This is a genomic window from Serratia proteamaculans (assembly GCF_949794035.1).
Lineage (GTDB): Bacteria > Pseudomonadota > Gammaproteobacteria > Enterobacterales > Enterobacteriaceae > Serratia > Serratia proteamaculans.
Genome location: NZ_OX461105.1, coordinates 2,006,147 through 2,022,809, shown reverse-complemented (window position 1 = coordinate 2,022,809; position 16,663 = coordinate 2,006,147). Strand labels below are relative to the sequence as shown.

At 52.7% G+C, this 16,663-nt stretch carries 14 protein-coding genes and 1 tRNA gene; 8 read left to right on the top strand and 7 right to left on the bottom strand.

The features are described 5' to 3' along the window. Positions 1-250: 250 nt before the first annotated feature. From mdoC to QOT07_RS09470, 4 genes are all read left to right on the top strand, one after another. On the top strand, positions 251-1,381 hold the full coding sequence (gene mdoC / locus QOT07_RS09485) for a glucans biosynthesis protein MdoC (RefSeq protein ID WP_099061647.1): 1,131 nt from the start codon (positions 251-253) through the stop codon (positions 1,379-1,381). Positions 1,382-1,697: 316 nt separating this feature from the next. Next, complete coding sequence (locus tag QOT07_RS09480) at positions 1,698-1,922, top strand: hypothetical protein (protein ID WP_085116203.1); 225 nt, start codon at positions 1,698-1,700, stop codon at positions 1,920-1,922. A gap of 302 nt (positions 1,923-2,224) precedes the next feature. Beyond that, a complete protein-coding gene (locus tag QOT07_RS09475; protein ID WP_099061648.1) occupies positions 2,225-3,946 on the top strand; it encodes a potassium/proton antiporter in 1,722 nt (573 codons plus the stop codon). A 274-nt stretch (positions 3,947-4,220) separates the two neighbouring features. Continuing rightward, the gene (locus tag QOT07_RS09470) at positions 4,221-4,349 is read left to right on the top strand and encodes a hypothetical protein (protein WP_255408972.1); all 129 of its coding nucleotides are present in this window, start codon (positions 4,221-4,223) and stop codon (positions 4,347-4,349) included. Positions 4,350-4,576: 227 nt separating this feature from the next. Here the strand turns inward: QOT07_RS09470 and QOT07_RS09465 are convergent, their stop codons facing one another. The 4 genes from QOT07_RS09465 to QOT07_RS09450 form a co-directional block, all read right to left on the bottom strand. Further along, complete coding sequence (locus tag QOT07_RS09465; RefSeq protein ID WP_012006291.1) at positions 4,577-4,708, bottom strand: hypothetical protein; 132 nt, start codon at positions 4,706-4,708, stop codon at positions 4,577-4,579. 69 nt (positions 4,709-4,777) lie between these two features. Further along, complete coding sequence (locus QOT07_RS09460) at positions 4,778-5,281, bottom strand: YlaC family protein (protein WP_085116201.1); 504 nt, start codon at positions 5,279-5,281, stop codon at positions 4,778-4,780. 127 nt (positions 5,282-5,408) lie between these two features. Next, positions 5,409-5,708, bottom strand: coding sequence for a hypothetical protein (locus QOT07_RS09455; RefSeq protein WP_085116200.1), 300 nt, complete (start codon positions 5,706-5,708; stop codon positions 5,409-5,411). Positions 5,709-5,896: 188 nt separating this feature from the next. Further along, positions 5,897-5,991: transfer RNA gene (locus QOT07_RS09450), tRNA-OTHER, on the bottom strand. 251 nt (positions 5,992-6,242) lie between these two features. On the opposite strand from QOT07_RS09450, the gene etsA reads away from it, so the two are divergent. The 4 genes from etsA to proP all read left to right on the top strand — a co-directional run bounded on the left by etsA (position 6,243) and on the right by proP (position 12,642). Continuing rightward, entirely contained in the window at positions 6,243-7,427 is a 1,185-nt protein-coding gene (gene etsA, locus QOT07_RS09445; protein WP_283602980.1) for a macrolide efflux RND transporter periplasmic adaptor subunit EtsA, read from the top strand. Further along, positions 7,424-9,364, top strand: coding sequence for a MacB family efflux pump subunit (locus QOT07_RS09440; RefSeq protein ID WP_261415776.1), 1,941 nt, complete (start codon positions 7,424-7,426; stop codon positions 9,362-9,364). Before etsA ends, QOT07_RS09440 begins: the two co-directional genes overlap by 4 nt. 3 nt (positions 9,365-9,367) lie before the next feature. After that, a complete protein-coding gene (gene etsC, locus QOT07_RS09435) occupies positions 9,368-10,735 on the top strand; it encodes a macrolide efflux RND transporter outer membrane subunit EtsC (protein ID WP_283602979.1) in 1,368 nt (455 codons plus the stop codon). A gap of 404 nt (positions 10,736-11,139) precedes the next feature. Then, positions 11,140-12,642 carry a glycine betaine/L-proline transporter ProP gene (gene proP, locus QOT07_RS09430; protein ID WP_129934991.1) on the top strand — a complete coding sequence of 501 codons (1,503 nt, stop codon included), beginning with the start codon at positions 11,140-11,142 and terminating at the stop codon, positions 12,640-12,642. A 61-nt stretch (positions 12,643-12,703) separates the two neighbouring features. Here proP and QOT07_RS09425 read toward each other — a convergent pair whose 3' ends face one another. From QOT07_RS09425 to celB, 3 genes are all read right to left on the bottom strand, one after another. Next, positions 12,704-13,261 carry a GNAT family N-acetyltransferase gene (locus QOT07_RS09425; RefSeq protein WP_430523272.1) on the bottom strand — a complete coding sequence of 186 codons (558 nt, stop codon included), beginning with the start codon at positions 13,259-13,261 and terminating at the stop codon, positions 12,704-12,706. Between the two features lie 109 nt (positions 13,262-13,370). Further along, positions 13,371-15,023, bottom strand: a complete 1,653-nt coding sequence (gene eptB, locus QOT07_RS09420) for a kdo(2)-lipid A phosphoethanolamine 7''-transferase (protein ID WP_283602977.1) — start codon at positions 15,021-15,023, stop codon at positions 13,371-13,373. Positions 15,024-15,256: 233 nt separating this feature from the next. Further along, entirely contained in the window at positions 15,257-16,618 is a 1,362-nt protein-coding gene (celB, locus tag QOT07_RS09415) for a PTS cellobiose transporter subunit IIC (protein ID WP_099061654.1), read from the bottom strand. Positions 16,619-16,663: the final 45 nt, after the last annotated feature.

Sequence of the window (16,663 nt, the reverse complement as noted above, 5' to 3'; positions counted from 1 at the left end):
CTATTCGTGTGCTCAAATCATTTAAATCCATATTAATGGATTATTCAGCTTTCCGACAACATGATAAATGGATGGTTCATGTTTATGGCTCATAGTTTAAGCAGCTGACTAAACACCAGCGTAGCAAGCCCCGCAACAAGACGCTATGGAAAAATGTGAAACGCTATAGTAGGGTTTGAGGTTCGATTTAACCATTGCCGACTTATTAAGCGTGTTAATGACCATTCGATAAAATCACCAGCGGTAACCTATGACTAAAGGCAGCAACCAACGAGAGTTTTTCCTCGATTCGATCCGGGCTTATTTGATGTTGCTCGGCATCCCTTTTCATCTGTCCCTGATCTATTCCAGCCACGCCTGGGCGGTAAACAGCGCTACGCCTTCCTTCTCGCTAACGGTGCTGAACGACTTCATCCATGCCTTCCGCATGCAGGTGTTCTTCGTGATTTCCGGCTACTTCTCGTACATGCTCTACGAGCGCTATGAGCGCCATAAGTGGTTGAAGGTCAGGCTGGAACGGGTGGCGATCCCGCTGCTGAGCTCGATCCCGTTAATTACGGTGCCACAGTTTTTCATGCTGAAATACTTCACCGATAAATTAAACGGCTGGGAAAATTTTTCGCTCTATCAGAAAATAAATGTCACAGTTTGGGAACTGGTTTCTCATCTGTGGTTTTTATTAACCCTGACATTGCTGACCACCCTTTGTTTTTATCTGTTCAAAAAAATCAAGGCGATTAAAAGCAATACCCTTCCCTATCCAATAAATAAAATGACTGGATTAGGAAATATCTCACTGCTCTTTCTTATTTATGCTTTATTCTATTCGGCCGCGCACCGCATTATTTTAATTTTCGCACCGCATTTACTCTCCAATGGCCTGTTCAATTTCGTGGTGATGGAGACCATGTTCTACCTGCCGTTCTTCATCCTGGGTGCTTACGCCTTTAAGTATGTGTGGCTGAAAGAGATTTTTCTCAAACCCTCACTCTGGTCGCTGCTCGGTTCGCTGCTGTTGTTCATTGCCTACATGCTAAATCAGAAGTATCTGGCCCACAGCAGCTATATGTTCGAGCTGGAAGTGGTGATCAAAACCCTGCTGGGGATCCTGATGGCGAACGTGGTTTTCTCATTCGGACATAACCTGCTGAACTATCACTCACCCCGAATCACTTATCTGGTCAATGCATCGCTCTTTATATATCTGGTGCACCACCCACTGACCTTGATATATGGCGCTTTTGTGACGCCGTATATCGACAATAATCTGCTGGGTTTCGTGCTCGGCCTGGTGTTTGTCTTCTCCTGTGCCTTCGTCTTATATGAGCTGCACAAACGCATTCCCCTGCTGCGGTTCCTGTTCTCCGGAAAACCGCAATAAGCCAATGGCCCAGTATGCTGGGCCGTTTGCTGTCATACGTCTGTACGCCTTAACCGATATCATGATTTCGCATACCCGTACCTCAGCCTATTTGAGCCACTGAGCACACATTGCTCACCCTGAAGGTGAAAGTTAAGGCAAAGTTATGCTGGAGCATATTGCCGCTAGTTGTTATAACTACAACGCATAAGTGGAAATCCACATCCCTGCCTTACGGTAGCGATTGGGCTCAATGAACCCTGAGGGACGGCGTTGTCGCTATCATTACGACAATGTTTGCAGTATCTCCCTTCCGTCACGACAGAGAGGATTTTTAATGACTGATAAAGACACTTCGGCTCCGGAAGCCGTACCAGAAAACGCCACCCTGCTAAAAATTCTTGGCCGATTGCTGTCCGCACTGGATGCGTCGATCGGCGGCAAGGACCGCAGTATTCTGGTCACCGAGCTTTCCAGCCTTAACCTTGACGGTATTTCGGAGTCAGAACGCAAACTGGCTGCCGAGCTGATCAAGCGGGCTTTGCAATCACTCGATCATTAATCACACCACGCCTGCAAACCATTAAGCCTCCTGACGGGGGTTTAATGGTTTTTCCTCCACCATCGCAATGGAAATTGAGATTTATTGTCAGGACAGAACCACAGCAAGCTGATAAATATAGATAAAAGTAAGAAGTTCACCGATTTATCCCCACTTCCTCACGCTTTCCTTCTTAAATGACAATAAATGCCAAACTGTTTTGTAAATCAGCCTTGGCGTTTTACCTAAAAAACAGGCTATCATCATGGGGTATCTGCGCCCGCGCGCAACGCCTTTCCCCCAGCCTGCAGGAGAACGTTATTTTGGATGCCAGCACCATTAACAGTTTGTTCATCATCGGTGCCGTGTTGGTGGGAGCAAGTATTCTTCTCAGTTCATTTTCCTCACGCCTGGGGATCCCCATTCTGGTGATCTTCCTGGCTATCGGCATGCTGGCGGGGGTCGATGGCCCTGGCGGTATCGTTTTCAGCAATTACCCTGTGGCCTATCTGGTCAGTAACCTGGCACTGGCCGTGATCCTGCTGGACGGTGGTATGCGCACCCGTGTCAGCTCATTCCGCGTGGCACTCTGGCCGGCACTTTCCCTCGCCACCGTCGGCGTGGTGATCACCGCCGGGCTTACCGGGCTGGCTGCCGCCTGGCTGTTCAACCTCGACTTGCTGCAGGGCATGCTGATTGGCGCCATTATCGGTTCTACCGATGCCGCCGCGGTATTTTCACTGCTGGGCGGTAAAGGGCTTAACGACCGCGTCAGCGCCACGCTGGAAATCGAATCCGGTAGCAACGATCCGATGGCGGTGTTTCTTACCATCACCCTGATTGCGATGATCTCCGCCGGCGAAACCACGCTGAGCTGGATGTTCCCGCTCCATTTGCTGCAGCAGTTCGGCATGGGGATTGTCTTTGGCCTCGGCGGCGGTTGGCTGCTGTTGACGCTAATCAACCACATAAAACTGGCGGAAGGCCTGTATCCGCTGTTGGCCGTCAGCGGTGGCATTTTGATTTTTGCCCTGACCACCGCGCTGGACGGCAGCGGCATTCTGGCGGTCTACCTGTGCGGCCTGATGCTGGGCAATCGCCCGATCCGCAACCGGCACGGTATTGTCCAGACCTTCGACGGACTGGCCTGGCTGAGCCAAATCGGCATGTTCCTGGTGCTGGGGCTGCTGCTCAATCCGCACGAGTTGTTGCCTATCGCCATCCCTGCCCTGCTGCTGTCGCTGTGGATGATTTTGTTCGCCCGACCGCTTTCGGTGTTTATCGGGCTGTTGCCGTTCCGCAGTTTTACCCTGCGTGAACGCAGCTTTATCTCATGGGTTGGCCTGCGCGGTGCCGTGCCGGTCATTCTGGCCGTCTTCCCGATGATGGCCGGATTGCCGAATGCTCAGCTGTTCTTCAACGTGGCCTTCTTTGTGGTACTGGTCTCACTGTTACTGCAAGGCACCACGCTGTCGTTCGCCGCGAAGAAAGCCAAGGTAATCGTGCCGCCGGCACTGGCGCCAATTTCGCGGGTTGGGTTGGACGTACACCCTGAAAACCAATGGGAACAGTTTGTTTATCAGCTGTCGTCAGAAAACTGGTGTGTGGGTGCTGCACTGCGTGAGCTGAAAATGCCGCCGGGCACGCGCATTGCCGCATTGTTCCGTGGCAAAGAGTTGTTGCACCCCAGCGGTAGTACGCGACTGCGTGAAGATGACATTCTGTGCGTTATCGGCCACGAACATGACTTACCGGTGCTGGGCAAACTGTTTAGCCAGGCGCCGGTGGTCACCATGGATGAGCGTTTCTTCGGTGACTTTATCCTGCAGTCGGACGCACGCCTGAGCGATATTTCACAGGTGTATGGGCTTAACCTGCAGGAAGGCGTGGACGAACAACAAACACTGGGGCAATTCGTCCTTAAACTGATTGGCGGCGAGCCCGTGGTCGGCGACCAGGTAGAATGGGATGGTCTGACCTGGACCATCGCCGAAATGGATGGCAACGCCATCAGTAAAATTGGCGTAAGAATTGTTACTGACTGATTTTTCCGCATCACCAGCCGCTGCGGAGCAACACACGCAGCGGCCCCCTCAAAACAGACGGAACTTATGGTCCTGGAAAGGTTCTTAAACTCTGTAATTATCAAAAGCGGGCGTTCAGCCCCGGCGGTTTAACCTTTACTCTGGGAACACTGCATCGCGGTGATGGGTATTGATTTGAACAGTAAAACTCGATTTCTATCAGCCATGCTGGGGATTGCACTGACGGTCATAGTGCTGGATCTGGGTATCGCCGATTTGGTCCACAGGCTCTTAATTGGATAATTTTAACGTGGCACAGCAGCAACAAGAAAAAGACATTCTGGGAAAAATACTGATAACCGTCTCCACGCTCTGCCTGGTTACCGTGGCGGCGCTGCTGATTTGGGGATTTGTGCTGGATTAATCGTTGACCTGGTGGGCGTAACACGGGAACACAACAACAACTATTTTGTTACAATACGCCCACATCTCTTGCCGACCATTACGCGTATGCTAAGCGCAGTCGGTAATAAAAATAAACCCTCATACTACTTAAGTGTTGGCCCGCCTGAAACGGGCTTTTTTTTTGCCTGAAACACGGATTTTGGGCATAAAAAAACCGCCGCAGCGGTTCTTTATTAACGATGGCAATCAGATCTTGCAGCCTTCGCAGTCCGCCTCATCCTCAAGGATTTCTGGCAGTTCTTTGACTTTCTGCGCCGCTTTCTCTTCTGCTTGCGCCAATTCGGCATCGATATCAAAATCGAAAATGTCATCACTCATCGTAAATTCCTCACGCTTAACGGGCTTCAATGCGTGAGTATAATCGACAACCGCGCAGGCGGAAACCCTTCAGTTAAGCACCGCCACCTGCGGCTGCTCATCCTGTGGCTTCTTTGAATACGCCAGATCGTAAACGTCATAGAAATCAATCTCGCCCTTATTGGCGATGATTTCCTGCATCCGGGTTTTCATCGCAGCACCGATCGACGGCTCATCCAAAAGCGCCTTCACCGACTGCGGCGACAGTGCGCGAGTGAAATACCACTCGCCGTTATAACATACGCGCAGATCCAGCACGCCGATGTCCTCGAAACGATACACCGGTTTGATTTCAATCAGCAGCATAGCGAACATGAACAACACGAAGGCGGTAAAAGCCAAAAAGGAGATGAAACCCATGTAGGGGACCTGATACATCACGGCGATCACGGCAAAATAGCCGGCAAACATGGCGAGGCACAGGTAACGGTGATCGCGGGCAAATTCGCTGTTAAAACGCAGCTTGCCGTCGCGCCCTTCCTGCCGATTGATCCGCTCGATTTCTTTTACCAAGATGCTTTTAATCGCGTCCATCGCTACAACCTTATGCCTGGGGGACATTATTGCTATCAATAATCATTCCTCAAACTAACACAGGTACAGTTTGCCCAGGTAGATCAGTTATGCAATTTAAAATCGACAACTGTTATACCTGTGCTGGCTAACGTTGCAGGGAGTTTTTACCTTGGGCAAACATAAACATCCGCTGAGCGATATCGTCAGCCTGCTTGATTTTTTGCTTTTGCGGCTCATTGCAGCGCTGAATGGCGCGAGCATAGGCAAGTTCATGCGCCTGGTCGATCATCGCAATAATCTTGTCACGGTCCTGTTTCTCCAGGTTGCCGAGCATGGTAGTGATAATCGCCTGATAGGCATTGGAGGCGGCGGTCAGCGACTGTTCGCGGGCTTCAAGTGCCGCTACGCGTTGCAATAATTCCTGCAGTTGATCGGACTCAGACATAGCGATCTCCCTGTTGCCGGGCAGCATACCTGCCTGATTACAGTTTAGCAAAGATCGATGGAACAGAAGAAAACATAAAGAAAGGAGAGGAAACGGTTACGGCAAAGCACACCCGAAAAACCCAATAAGGAGCCGATAGTGCAAATCAACCCGGGTGCACTTTACGGTAACAGTTCACGAAAGGAAGCTGGCGCGCTATGCAGGACTCGAACCCGCGTCTATCAATTTTGTAGCCAAAAAAGCATTTTAAAACCAACCACTCTGCCAACTGAGTTAATAGCGCATTCCGTTGCTTCGGGTTGGTATTATCCATATTAATGCTACGGGTTCAAGTTATTGACCTATGAATGGCTGATTTTGCAGAGAAATCTTATATTTTCGCCTATTTAACCTGCAGCGTGGGATTGCTTTCAGATAGTGATCATTAACCATCGCCATTTTATCGCCCGTCTGCAGCGTGTTTATTGTTAGTTAAAGCGCTGGATGCCACTATAGCGCCTTCTGGGATCATCGTTTTCTGTTATGGATAACACTATGAAAGTCACTCCGCGCCGTTTGGCGTTTATCCTGGCCGGCGCCTTGCTGGTCATACTTGCCCTGGTGGCCGTGTTCTCTTTGCAAAGCCCCTCTCAGACCGCCTCGGTCACGGCACCGGCTCGTCTGGGCGATATAGAAAATGCTGTACTGGCCACCGGCAAGCTTGATGCAATAGAACGGGTCAATGTCGGGGCGCAGGTTTCCGGCCAGGTCAAATCCCTGAAGGTTAAACTGGGCGACCGGGTCACCAAGGGCCAGCCTATCGCCGACATCGACGATCTGCCGCAACGTAACGATCTGCGTAATGCCGAAGCGGCGCTGAACGTCGCCAAGGCGGATTTACAGGCTAAACAGGCGCTATTGAAACAGGTCGAGTCTCGCTTTAAGCGCCAGAAACGCATGTTGAGTGATGAAGCCGGCTCCCGCGAAGATTTTGAGGCGGCGGAAGCCACACTCGCCGCCACCCGCGCCGAACTGATCGCGTTAAATGCACGCATCGTGCAAGCGCAGATTGAGGTGGACAAGAAAAAGGTCGACCTGAGTTACACCCGAATCCTGGCTCCGATGGACGGCATCGTCATTGCGGTGATTACTCAACAGGGCCAAACGGTGAATGCCAACCAGAGCGCCCCCACCATCGTCAAACTGGCGCAGTTGGATGTGATGACCATTAAGGCGCAGATTTCCGAGGCCGACATTACCCGCGTTTCGCAGGGGCAAAAAGCCTACTTCACCATTTTCTCCGAACCGGACAAACGTTACGACGCCACGCTGCGCACCGTCGAGCTGGCGCCGGAATCGGTGATGAAAGACGACTCAATCTCCGGCGGCAGTTCGTCCTCCGGCTCCGGCACCTCCAACGCCTCGGTGTATTACAACGCACTGCTGGACGTACCTAACCCGGATAATCGCTTGCGGATCGCCATGACGGCTCAGGTTTCATTACTGCTCGGTGAGGCAAAAAACGCGCTGTTAGTACCGATCCAGGCGGTGCATAAAACCGCGGATAAAAAACAGCAGGTGCAGGTGCTGACCGCGGACAATCGGTTGGAAATGCGCGAGGTGAAAACCGGCATCACCAATAACGTCGATATTCAAATCCTGTCCGGGTTGAAGGCGGGTGAAAACGTGGTGCTGGTGCAGGAAAGTGCCAGGCCAAGCGAGGAAGGCCTCTCACTGTGAACACTATCATTGAGCTGAAAGGCATCGGCCGCACCTACACCAACAGCAGCCAGCCGCTGACCGTGTTGAAAAACATCAACCTGAGTATCGCTGCCGGGGAGTTGGTCGCTATCATAGGCGCTTCAGGCTCTGGCAAATCCACGCTGATGAACATCATCGGCTGTCTGGACGTACCGGACCAGGGTGACTATTACATCAACGGCCAAAATGCGGCTCACCTGTCGCCGGATCAATTGGCCAGGCTACGTCGTGAGCATATCGGTTTTATCTTCCAGCGTTATCATCTGATGCCGGATATCAGTGCGCTGGGCAACGTCGAAATCCCCGCGATTTACGCCAACAGCAAGCGTGATCAACGCCGTCTGCACGCGGCGCAACTGTTGGCCCGACTGGGGCTGGAAGGCCGTGAGCACCATAAACCTGGGCAGCTCTCCGGTGGCCAGCAACAGCGCGTCAGTATCGCTCGTTCGCTAATCAACGGTGCTGAAATCATCCTGGCGGATGAGCCCACCGGTGCCCTGGACTCCCGTTCCGGCCAGGAAGTACTGGAGATCCTCAGCGAACTTAATCAGCGTGGCCATACCGTCGTGATCGTCACCCACGATATGAAGGTGGCGCAGCACGCACAACGCATCATCGAACTGCAGGACGGTGAGATCGTCGCCGACAGCGGCCGTCAAACGACGGCCCCACTGCCTAAGATGCAAAAGACCCCACCGGCGGCACAAGGCTACTGGCAGAGTCTGCTCGATCGTACCCGTGAGTCGCTGCAAATGGCGCTGAAAGCCATGAATGCCCACCGCCTGCGTACCGCTCTGACCATGACCGGCATTATTTTCGGCATTGCTGCGGTCGTGACGGTGGTCGCGCTGGGCGAAGGCGCCAAACAACGCACGCTGGAGAGTATTAAAAGTCTCGGCACCAACGTGGTCAGCATCTACCCCGGCCGTGATTTTTTTGATGACGCCATCGACAGCATCCGTACTCTGGTTCCGGCAGATGCCGACGCGCTGGCCAGTCAAAGCTTTGTCGACAGCGTCAGTCCTGAAGTCACGGCCTCGGACAGCATTCACTTTCGCAGCAAGTCAGCCAATGCGTCGATCAGCGGCGTTGGACGCGATTATTTACGTGTTAACGGTTTCACGCTGGTGCAAGGTCGCAACTTCCGGGATGATCGTAATGCGCTGCAGGAAGTGATCATTGACGAAAACGCCCGTCAGTCATTGTTCGGTGATTTCGGCGTAGAGCCGCTGGGCCAAATTGTGTTTCTTGGTGCCGTGCCGGCCCGGGTGATTGGCGTGGTGCAAAGTAACCAGGACTCGGCCCCCAACCGTATCAGAGTGTGGATGCCCTATAGCACCGTGATGTATCGCATGGTGGGCAAAACCACGCTGAGCAGCATCAGTGTCCGGTTGAAAGATGACGTCGCCAACGAGGCTGCCGTCGCCGCCATTAGCCAGTTGCTGACCCAGCGCCACGGCGTTAAAGACTTTATGCTGTTCAACCTCGACAAGTACCGTAAATCGATCGAACACACCTCAATGACCCTCAGCCTGCTGATCCTGATGGTGGCCTCAATTTCTCTGATTATCGGCAGCCTTGGCGTGATGAACATCATGCTGGTCTCGGTGACCGAACGGACGCATGAAATTGGCGTGCGTATGGCTGTAGGCGCACGTCGCAGCGACATTATGCAGCAATTTATGATTGAGGCCGTGCTGGTCTGCCTGATCGGCGGGGTGCTGGGCATTTTGCTGTCCTTCGCCGCCGGCTCGCTGTTTACCCTGCTGGCGGGCGGCATGCTCACCGCTATCTATTCCTGGCAGGCCGCCGCGGTAGCCTTCTTCTGCTCCACCTTGATCGGCATGATCTTCGGTTATCTCCCGGCCCGCAAAGCGGCGCGGATGGATCCGGTCATTTCACTGGCCAGCGAGTAACTTATGAAAATTTTATCCCCCCTGGCGTTATGCCTCGCCGCCCTGCTCAGTACCGGCTGCGGCAACGCGCTGAAAAGCGAATATCCGCCAGTGAAGGTAGACTACCCGTCCCAATGGCCGGGCAGCAGCGATGCCGCCGCTACGCCGGTGCCTTTTGACTGGCACGATTTCCACGATCCCCAGTTAGACCGTTGGTTGCAACAGGTCATGCTGGCCAATAACGACCTGGCCGCTGCCGCGCTGCGCGTTTACCGCGCCCAATTGACGGCACAACAGACCGATATCGCCACCGAGCCAAGCGTCAATGCTACGCTCAATAGCCAAGCCAGCAACGCCCTTGCCAATTCATCACCCTGGAATAAAAGCAGCAGCGCCAACCTTGGCGTCAGCTACGAGGTCGATCTGTGGGGCAAACTGGCGCGACAGCGTGACGCCGCAGAATGGGCCAGTCAGGCCACCCAACAGGATTTGCAAAGTGCGCGTTTGGCCTTGCTCGCCAACGCCAGCAAAAATTACTGGCGCATAGGCTTTATCAACCAACGGATCAGCGTCAGTCAGCAAAATATCGCTTATACCCGGCAGACCTTACAGTTGGTCAATGCCCGCTATCGTGCCGGCAGCATCTCTTCACTGGACGTGGTGGATGCCGAGCAAAATCTGATCAATCAGGAAAGCAGTCATCTGGCTCTGCTGCGTGAGCGTCAGCAGGCGTTGAACGAACAGACGGTATTACTGGGCACCCCCCCGGGCAATGCGCTGGTGGAACCCGGTGGTTTGCCGACCGGTCCGCTGCCGCAAATCAACGCCGGTATCCCGGCCAGCGTGCTGCGCCACCGCCCGGATATCAGCGCCAAAGAACTGCGATTGCGCGAAGCACTGGCCAACGTCGATGTGAAACGCACTCAGTACTATCCGGCCTTTAGCCTGACAGGTTCATTGGGTAGCAGCAGTAGCGCATTGCTGGAATTTCTGCGCAATCCGTTGGCCTCGGTGAGCGCAGGACTAACGTTACCGTTCCTTGAGTGGCGGAAAATGGACGTTGATATCAAAATCGCCCGCAGCGACTACGATCTGCAGGTGCTGGAATTCAAACAGGCGCTGTATAAAGCCATGGCCGATGTAGACGATGCCTTGTCGTTGCGTACGCAACTGATGGCACAGGAAAAACACTTGCAGGCTTCGTTGGCGTTGGCACGCAAATCTGAGCGCTTAAATGAGAGCCGTTACCGGCAAGGTGCCGTCCCTATCACCTTCTGGCTGGATGCACAAAACCGTCGCAGGCAGGCGGAGCAGACGCTGGATGAAAATCGCTTTAGCCAATACCAAAATCTGGCACAACTCTATTTAGAATTTGGCGGTTCCCCGCAATAATTCGCCGGCCTGGCGTCTGCGTCAGGCCTTTTTCTTCGCCCGAAAAATGCATTAATTTTGCCGTTTTTTGCTGCAGTTGTTCCTATACTTAACGCATCCCCCACCAGACAAAAAACCAGCAAAATGCACAATAGTTAACCTGTTTATGCGCTAAATTGGTGCAAATCCATAAGATAAACTGCTAAATTTGATCGCCATCAGATATAACGTTAAGCTATAGATGCAAAATAATTAGTCACCTAAATGACATATTCCCGGTGAAAATTGAAACATTACGTGATTCGCATCACACAAAAAATGGCAATGGGGGATCTCTGCGCATAGCGTTTAGATTAACCAAACTGATAACTGGGCAGAAGGATCGCGAATTCACGTACGACTAGAATTGATTAAGGGATGATTATATGAAGTTAAGAAAAAAACGACATAAGCCGATGTTGATTAATGACATCACCATTATTGACGACAGCAAACTGAAAAAGGCGATCACCGCGGCTGCATTGGGCAACGCAATGGAATGGTTCGACTTTGGTGTTTACGGCTTTGTCGCCTACGCCCTTGGGCAAGTCTTTTTCCCTGGCGCCACTCCCGGCGTACAGATGATTGCCGCACTGGCAACCTTTTCCGTTCCCTTCCTGGTACGTCCGTTAGGTGGCATCTTCTTTGGTTCGATGGGCGATAAGTTCGGTCGACAAAAAGTCCTTTCCATCACCATTATTATTATGGCGGTGAGCACCTTCTGTATCGGTCTGATCCCCTCTTATGCGTCGATCGGTATTTGGGCACCGGTGCTGCTGTTGGTAGCCAAGCTGGCACAGGGCTTCTCGGTCGGTGGCGAATACTCCGGCGCAGCGATCTTTGTCGCCGAATACTCCCCGGACCGAAAGCGTGGTTTTATGGGCAGTTGGCTTGATTTCGGCTCGATTGCCGGCTTCGTGCTGGGTGCCGGCGTCGTGGTGCTGATTTCCAGTATCGTCGGTGAAGCTAACTTCCTCGACTGGGGCTGGCGTATTCCGTTCTTCATCGCCGCACCATTAGGTCTGATCGGCCTGTACCTGCGTCATGCGCTGGAAGAAACTCCGGCGTTCCAGCAGCACGTGGAAAAGATGGAGAAAGAAGACCGCAACGCCATCGAAAATCCGCCGAGAACCTCGTTTAAAGAGATCGCGGCCAAGCACTGGAGAAGCCTGCTGGTGTGCGTCGGTATCGTGATTTCGACCAACGTGACCTATTACATGTTGCTGACCTACATGCCGAGCTACCTGTCGCATAACCTGCACTACTCGGAAGACCACGGCGTCCTGATCATTATCGCCGTCATGATCGGCATGTTGTTTGTGCAACCGGTCATCGGCCTGACCAGTGACCGTATCGGCCGTAAGCCGTTTATTATTGGCGGCAGTATCGGCCTGCTGGCGCTGGCTATTCCGTGCTTTATTTTGATCAACAGTAATGTGATCGGCCTGATCTTCGTCGGCCTGTTGGTGCTGGCGGTGCTGTTGAACTGCTTCACCGGCGTCATGGCTTCGATCCTGCCGGCGATGTTCCCAACACACATTCGTTACAGCGCGTTGGCAATTTCGTTTAACATTTCGGTACTGGTTGCCGGTGCGACACCCACGGTAGCCGCCTGGTTGGTCGAATCTTCCGGGAACCTGTATATGCCGGCCTACTACCTGATGGTGGTCGCCGTGATCGGTTTGATCACCGGCCTGTATATGAAGGAAACCGCCAATAAGCCGCTGCGTGGTGCTACCCCGGCCGCCTCGGATCGTTCGGAAGCCAAAGAGCTGCTGCAGGAAAACTACGATAACATCGAACAGAAAGTCGATGACATCAACGAGCAGATTTCCGAGTTGGAAAAGAAAAAACAGACGTTGATCGACCAGCATCCAAAACTGGACTAAACAACGTTCTGACAACAAGCCACCTGCGGGTGGCTTTTTTTTGGCTATCAACGCCGGAGGGTTACTCTGCGTGCCGTGGGTTAATCAACGAGGTCAATACGTGATCTTGCCAGCGGCCGGCAATTTTAAGATAGGATTTCGCGTAACCTTCTTTCTCAAACCCCAGGCGCAACAACAGCTTTTCGCTGCGAGCATTGGTCGGAATATAAGCGGCCATAATGCGATGCAGATCCAGTTCAGCCAACATGTAGTCAAGGGCCGTAGTGAGCGCCAGGGTCATTATCCCCTTGCCTTGATGGCAGGCAGCTATTGAATACCCCAGATGGCAGGCCTGAAAGGGACCACGAGCTATATTGGAAAAGTTGCAGGCGCCCAACATCTCCGTGCCGGTGCCATTGATAATGCCAAACTGATAAGCCACTCCCTGCTCGGCATCCCGCTGCGCGTGCCACAACCGCTGGTGGATCACCTCTGCACTGTAAAAATCGGCAGGTCGCTTCGGCTCCCAGGGGGAAAGGTGCTGCTGGTTCTCCTGGAAGTAACGATGAACAATGTCCGTATTCTCGTCCGTCAGGATCTTTAGACGTAGGTCATTTCCCACGATAGTTAATGCTTTCACCGTCATACCTCACTTTTAACCCGACCTCAGCATAGCTTAGCCAATAAAAACCGGCCTTATTCAAATGTAAAAAAACCGCCTTGCGGCGGTTAGTCATTCTGCAATGGGCTCAGTTAACCTGACACCAGTTATGCTGTTTCACAATGCCGCCGTCCGGTGAGGTATAGCCGATGCAGCCGAGAATACTGTCGAACAGCTTCTCGTGGAAAACCGGCGTTTTTGCCTGCTGCAGCGCTTTCAACTGCTTAAAGGCCGCCTGATGATCCGGCTGGCTGAGAAACTTGTCAGATGCCCAGACCATGATCGGAACGGTGCGCTGCGCCTTTGGTGCATGATCACGCGGGGTACCGTGAAAATGCATATTTTCCGAGATCGACTCACCGTGATCCGAAGCGTAGAACACGATGGCATTACGATTACGCAACTGATTGAAAACCTGCTCAAGGACGTAATCGGTATACAGCAGGCTGTTGTCGTAAGAGTTAACCATCGATTGCGTAGAGCAAGTGTCGTCAATACCCTGGCATTCCGGCTGGTGGCGGGCGAAAGCGCGAGGGTAGCGCTCGGTGTATATATAGTGCGAGCCTTTGGTATGCAGGATCACCAAGTGCTTGCCCTGCGGGTGACGATCTAACGAATCCCGCAACTCATCAATCAACGCAATATCATCCACAGGTTTGCCGGCATTGCGTTTTTCCGCCTGAATACTTTCTCTGAGCGCGTAATCATCCGCCTGGGTTTTGTTATAAAACCAGGCTTCACTCTGCATCGAGAACAGCTCTGAGGAAAAGCCCTGCTTTTTCAGCACTGAGAACACGTTCATTTCCTTCAGCGTCCGCTCGGGGGCTTCCGACGCACCGCCTTCTCGCACGAACATGCAACGTAGCGAGAGTTTGGTCGAGGTGTCGCAGGAATACCCTTGCAACACCGCAAGGTTGGTTTCCTTATCCAGATTCGGCGTGTTGTCACGCTGGTAACCGTAAATGCCCATATGGTCACGTCTGGCGCTTTCGCCGATCACAAACACCACATACAGATCATTCACGTCTTTTGGCGCTTGATAGGTAAAATGTGCCGCCGGATCAAACAGATTACGGCTGTCCTCTGCCTGACTGTATGAGCTGTAGGTCAACAGCCCCAACGCCGAGAGCCAGTTGGACGGTGAATAACTGCCGGCCACCACGCCACCATAGCTGGCCATCATTTGATTATTATCCCGATCGTGGCGGTCCTGCACCTGGCCCATGAGTTTCAGTGGTAACCAGCACAGCAGTGCAGCGCTCAGCATAACTCCGCCCTTTTTGAACCAAGCCAGGTGGTTACCGCGCTTATAACTGGCCTCATGCATCGGCACCAACCAAATCAGCAGCAACGGCAACAGGCTAACCAGCACCACCCACACGCCAAAATGCCAGCCCACCGACTCCCTGGACAAGTCAACGTCAGTGGTCATCACCGCCGCCAGAATGCCGTAACCAATATCGACATGGAATAGCACCATGTAGTAGCTGGCAGCAACCGAACTCAGTACCAATAGCGAAGCCAAAATACGGAACAGTCTGCGCCCCAAAAACGAGATCAGTAGCGTGATGAAACACACCAGGCAGAAGGCGGCGACCACTTCAATGCCGATCGACAATAAATTGTCATAATGAAGTTGCTGATACCGGCGGTAAAATATGGGGATATTGAGCAACACACCGAGATAGAAAGCGATAAAGAAAGAGACCTGTAACTGGGTCCAGCGTCGGAACTTCTGCATTGTTGATACCATTCTTGCCAAAGTGAATTCATAACCGTTTGCCAGATACAGGTTATTGTTGAGAGTTTTCTCTCTCCTGCTGCTGGATGGTTATCTGACAGGCAATTTAGGCGGGCGTTGCTGCGGTGGCAAAAATTAACGTTGTTATAATGTAACAAGTCGTGTGTAAACCCTTTTTCATTCCCTTGCTGCGACGGCGACCTGTACGATCACCGCCGCAGAAAGTGCCTATTTTATGGTGTCTGCGGTTGCTCATCAGCCACGGCGTTTGGTACTGGCACCGCCGCCTGATTTTCTTCACGGTATTTTTGCTTATCCCAGGCACGGAAGAAGGGATAGTAAATTGCCATTGAAATCAATAGATTGACCACCTGGATCACCGTTCCCGAAATATGGCCACCGGTCGCCAGATAGCCACTGATGAAAATCGGTGTGGTGAACGGCAAGGCAATCCCCACCGGAGGTGTTACCAATCCGGTCGCCATCGCGCTGTAGGTCACGATCACCAGCACCACCGGGGTCAGGATAAACGGCAGGAAGAAGTACGGGTTCATCACCAGCGGGATCCCGAACACCATAGGTTCGCTGATATTAAACAGACAACCCGGTGCGGCGATTTTCCCCAACTGTTTCATCTGTGCACTACGGCTGCGCAACAGCATAAAGATCACCAACCCCAACAGAGCACCCGTGCCGCCGGGCGCAATCCACAGGTCGTAAAATTGCTGGGTAATAATGTGTGGGATCGGCTGATTGCTCTGAAACGCCACCAGGTTTTCTGACATATTCGCCAGCCACACCGGTTGAATAAACACCAGTACAATGGCGTCACCATGCAGCCCCAGCGTCCACAGCAGGCCGATCAGGATCACCGAGAAAATCATCCCCGGCAGCGTTCCCCCCACGTGATGCATTGGAATGCCGATCAGGGTGGCGATCATGGTATTGATATCGCCAAACGGCGTGGCCTCAACGATCAACCGCAACAACAAGATCACTGCCAGCACGCAGAACCCCGGGATCAGCGCCAGGAAAGATTTCGCCACCGCCGGCGGTACCCCTTCCGGCATGTTGATCACCAGATTACGGTTATGCACAAAACGGTAGATTTCCGTCGACAGTAGTGCCACAACGATTGCCACAAACAGTCCCTGACTACCGATAAAATTCATCGGCAGCACGCCTTTAACAATTTGCTCCGCAGCCCCTTTCACCGGCGCAAACAGCGTATGCTGGGGAATGGTCATGATAAACGCCACCAGCGAAACTGCACCGGTACTGAGCGGATCCATCCCGCGGTATTTCTCCGCCAGCCGATAGGCAATACCAAAGCTGGAGATAATCGCCATGATGTCGTAAGTCGCCTTGACCGGATACAGCAACTTGTCCCGCCATGCTGCACCAAACACCTCGCCCATCAGATTGGCGTAGCTGGGGATCGGTAAATAAGCGAAGATCAGGAAAAATGACCCGATTAACATAAACGGCATGTTGAGAATTATGCCGTCCCGCACTGACAAAATATGTTTTTGCCCGGCGATTTTTAACGCCGTCGGCAACACGTAACGTTCCAGAATGCTATTTAGACCCGCCATCATCCCCCCTGCCCGGCAAAGCCGGCTGTCGTGATTGTTATTATG

Excerpts from the sequence above, each read along its gene's own strand:
- mdoC (WP_099061647.1), top strand. The coding sequence starts at position 251 with ATGACTAAAGGCAGCAACCAACGAGAGTTTTTCCTCGATTCGATCCGG.
- QOT07_RS09480 (WP_085116203.1), top strand. The coding sequence starts at position 1,698 with ATGACTGATAAAGACACTTCGGCTCCGGAAGCCGTACCAGAAAACGCC.
- QOT07_RS09465 (WP_012006291.1), bottom strand. The coding sequence starts at position 4,708 with ATGAGTGATGACATTTTCGATTTTGATATCGATGCCGAATTGGCGCAA.
- QOT07_RS09460 (WP_085116201.1), bottom strand. The coding sequence starts at position 5,281 with ATGGACGCGATTAAAAGCATCTTGGTAAAAGAAATCGAGCGGATCAAT.
- QOT07_RS09455 (WP_085116200.1), bottom strand. The coding sequence starts at position 5,708 with ATGTCTGAGTCCGATCAACTGCAGGAATTATTGCAACGCGTAGCGGCA.
- etsA (WP_283602980.1), top strand. The coding sequence starts at position 6,243 with ATGAAAGTCACTCCGCGCCGTTTGGCGTTTATCCTGGCCGGCGCCTTG.
- etsC (WP_283602979.1), top strand. The coding sequence starts at position 9,368 with ATGAAAATTTTATCCCCCCTGGCGTTATGCCTCGCCGCCCTGCTCAGT.
- proP (WP_129934991.1), top strand. The coding sequence starts at position 11,140 with ATGAAGTTAAGAAAAAAACGACATAAGCCGATGTTGATTAATGACATC.
- eptB (WP_283602977.1), bottom strand. The coding sequence starts at position 15,023 with ATGCAGAAGTTCCGACGCTGGACCCAGTTACAGGTCTCTTTCTTTATC.
- celB (WP_099061654.1), bottom strand. The coding sequence starts at position 16,618 with ATGGCGGGTCTAAATAGCATTCTGGAACGTTACGTGTTGCCGACGGCG.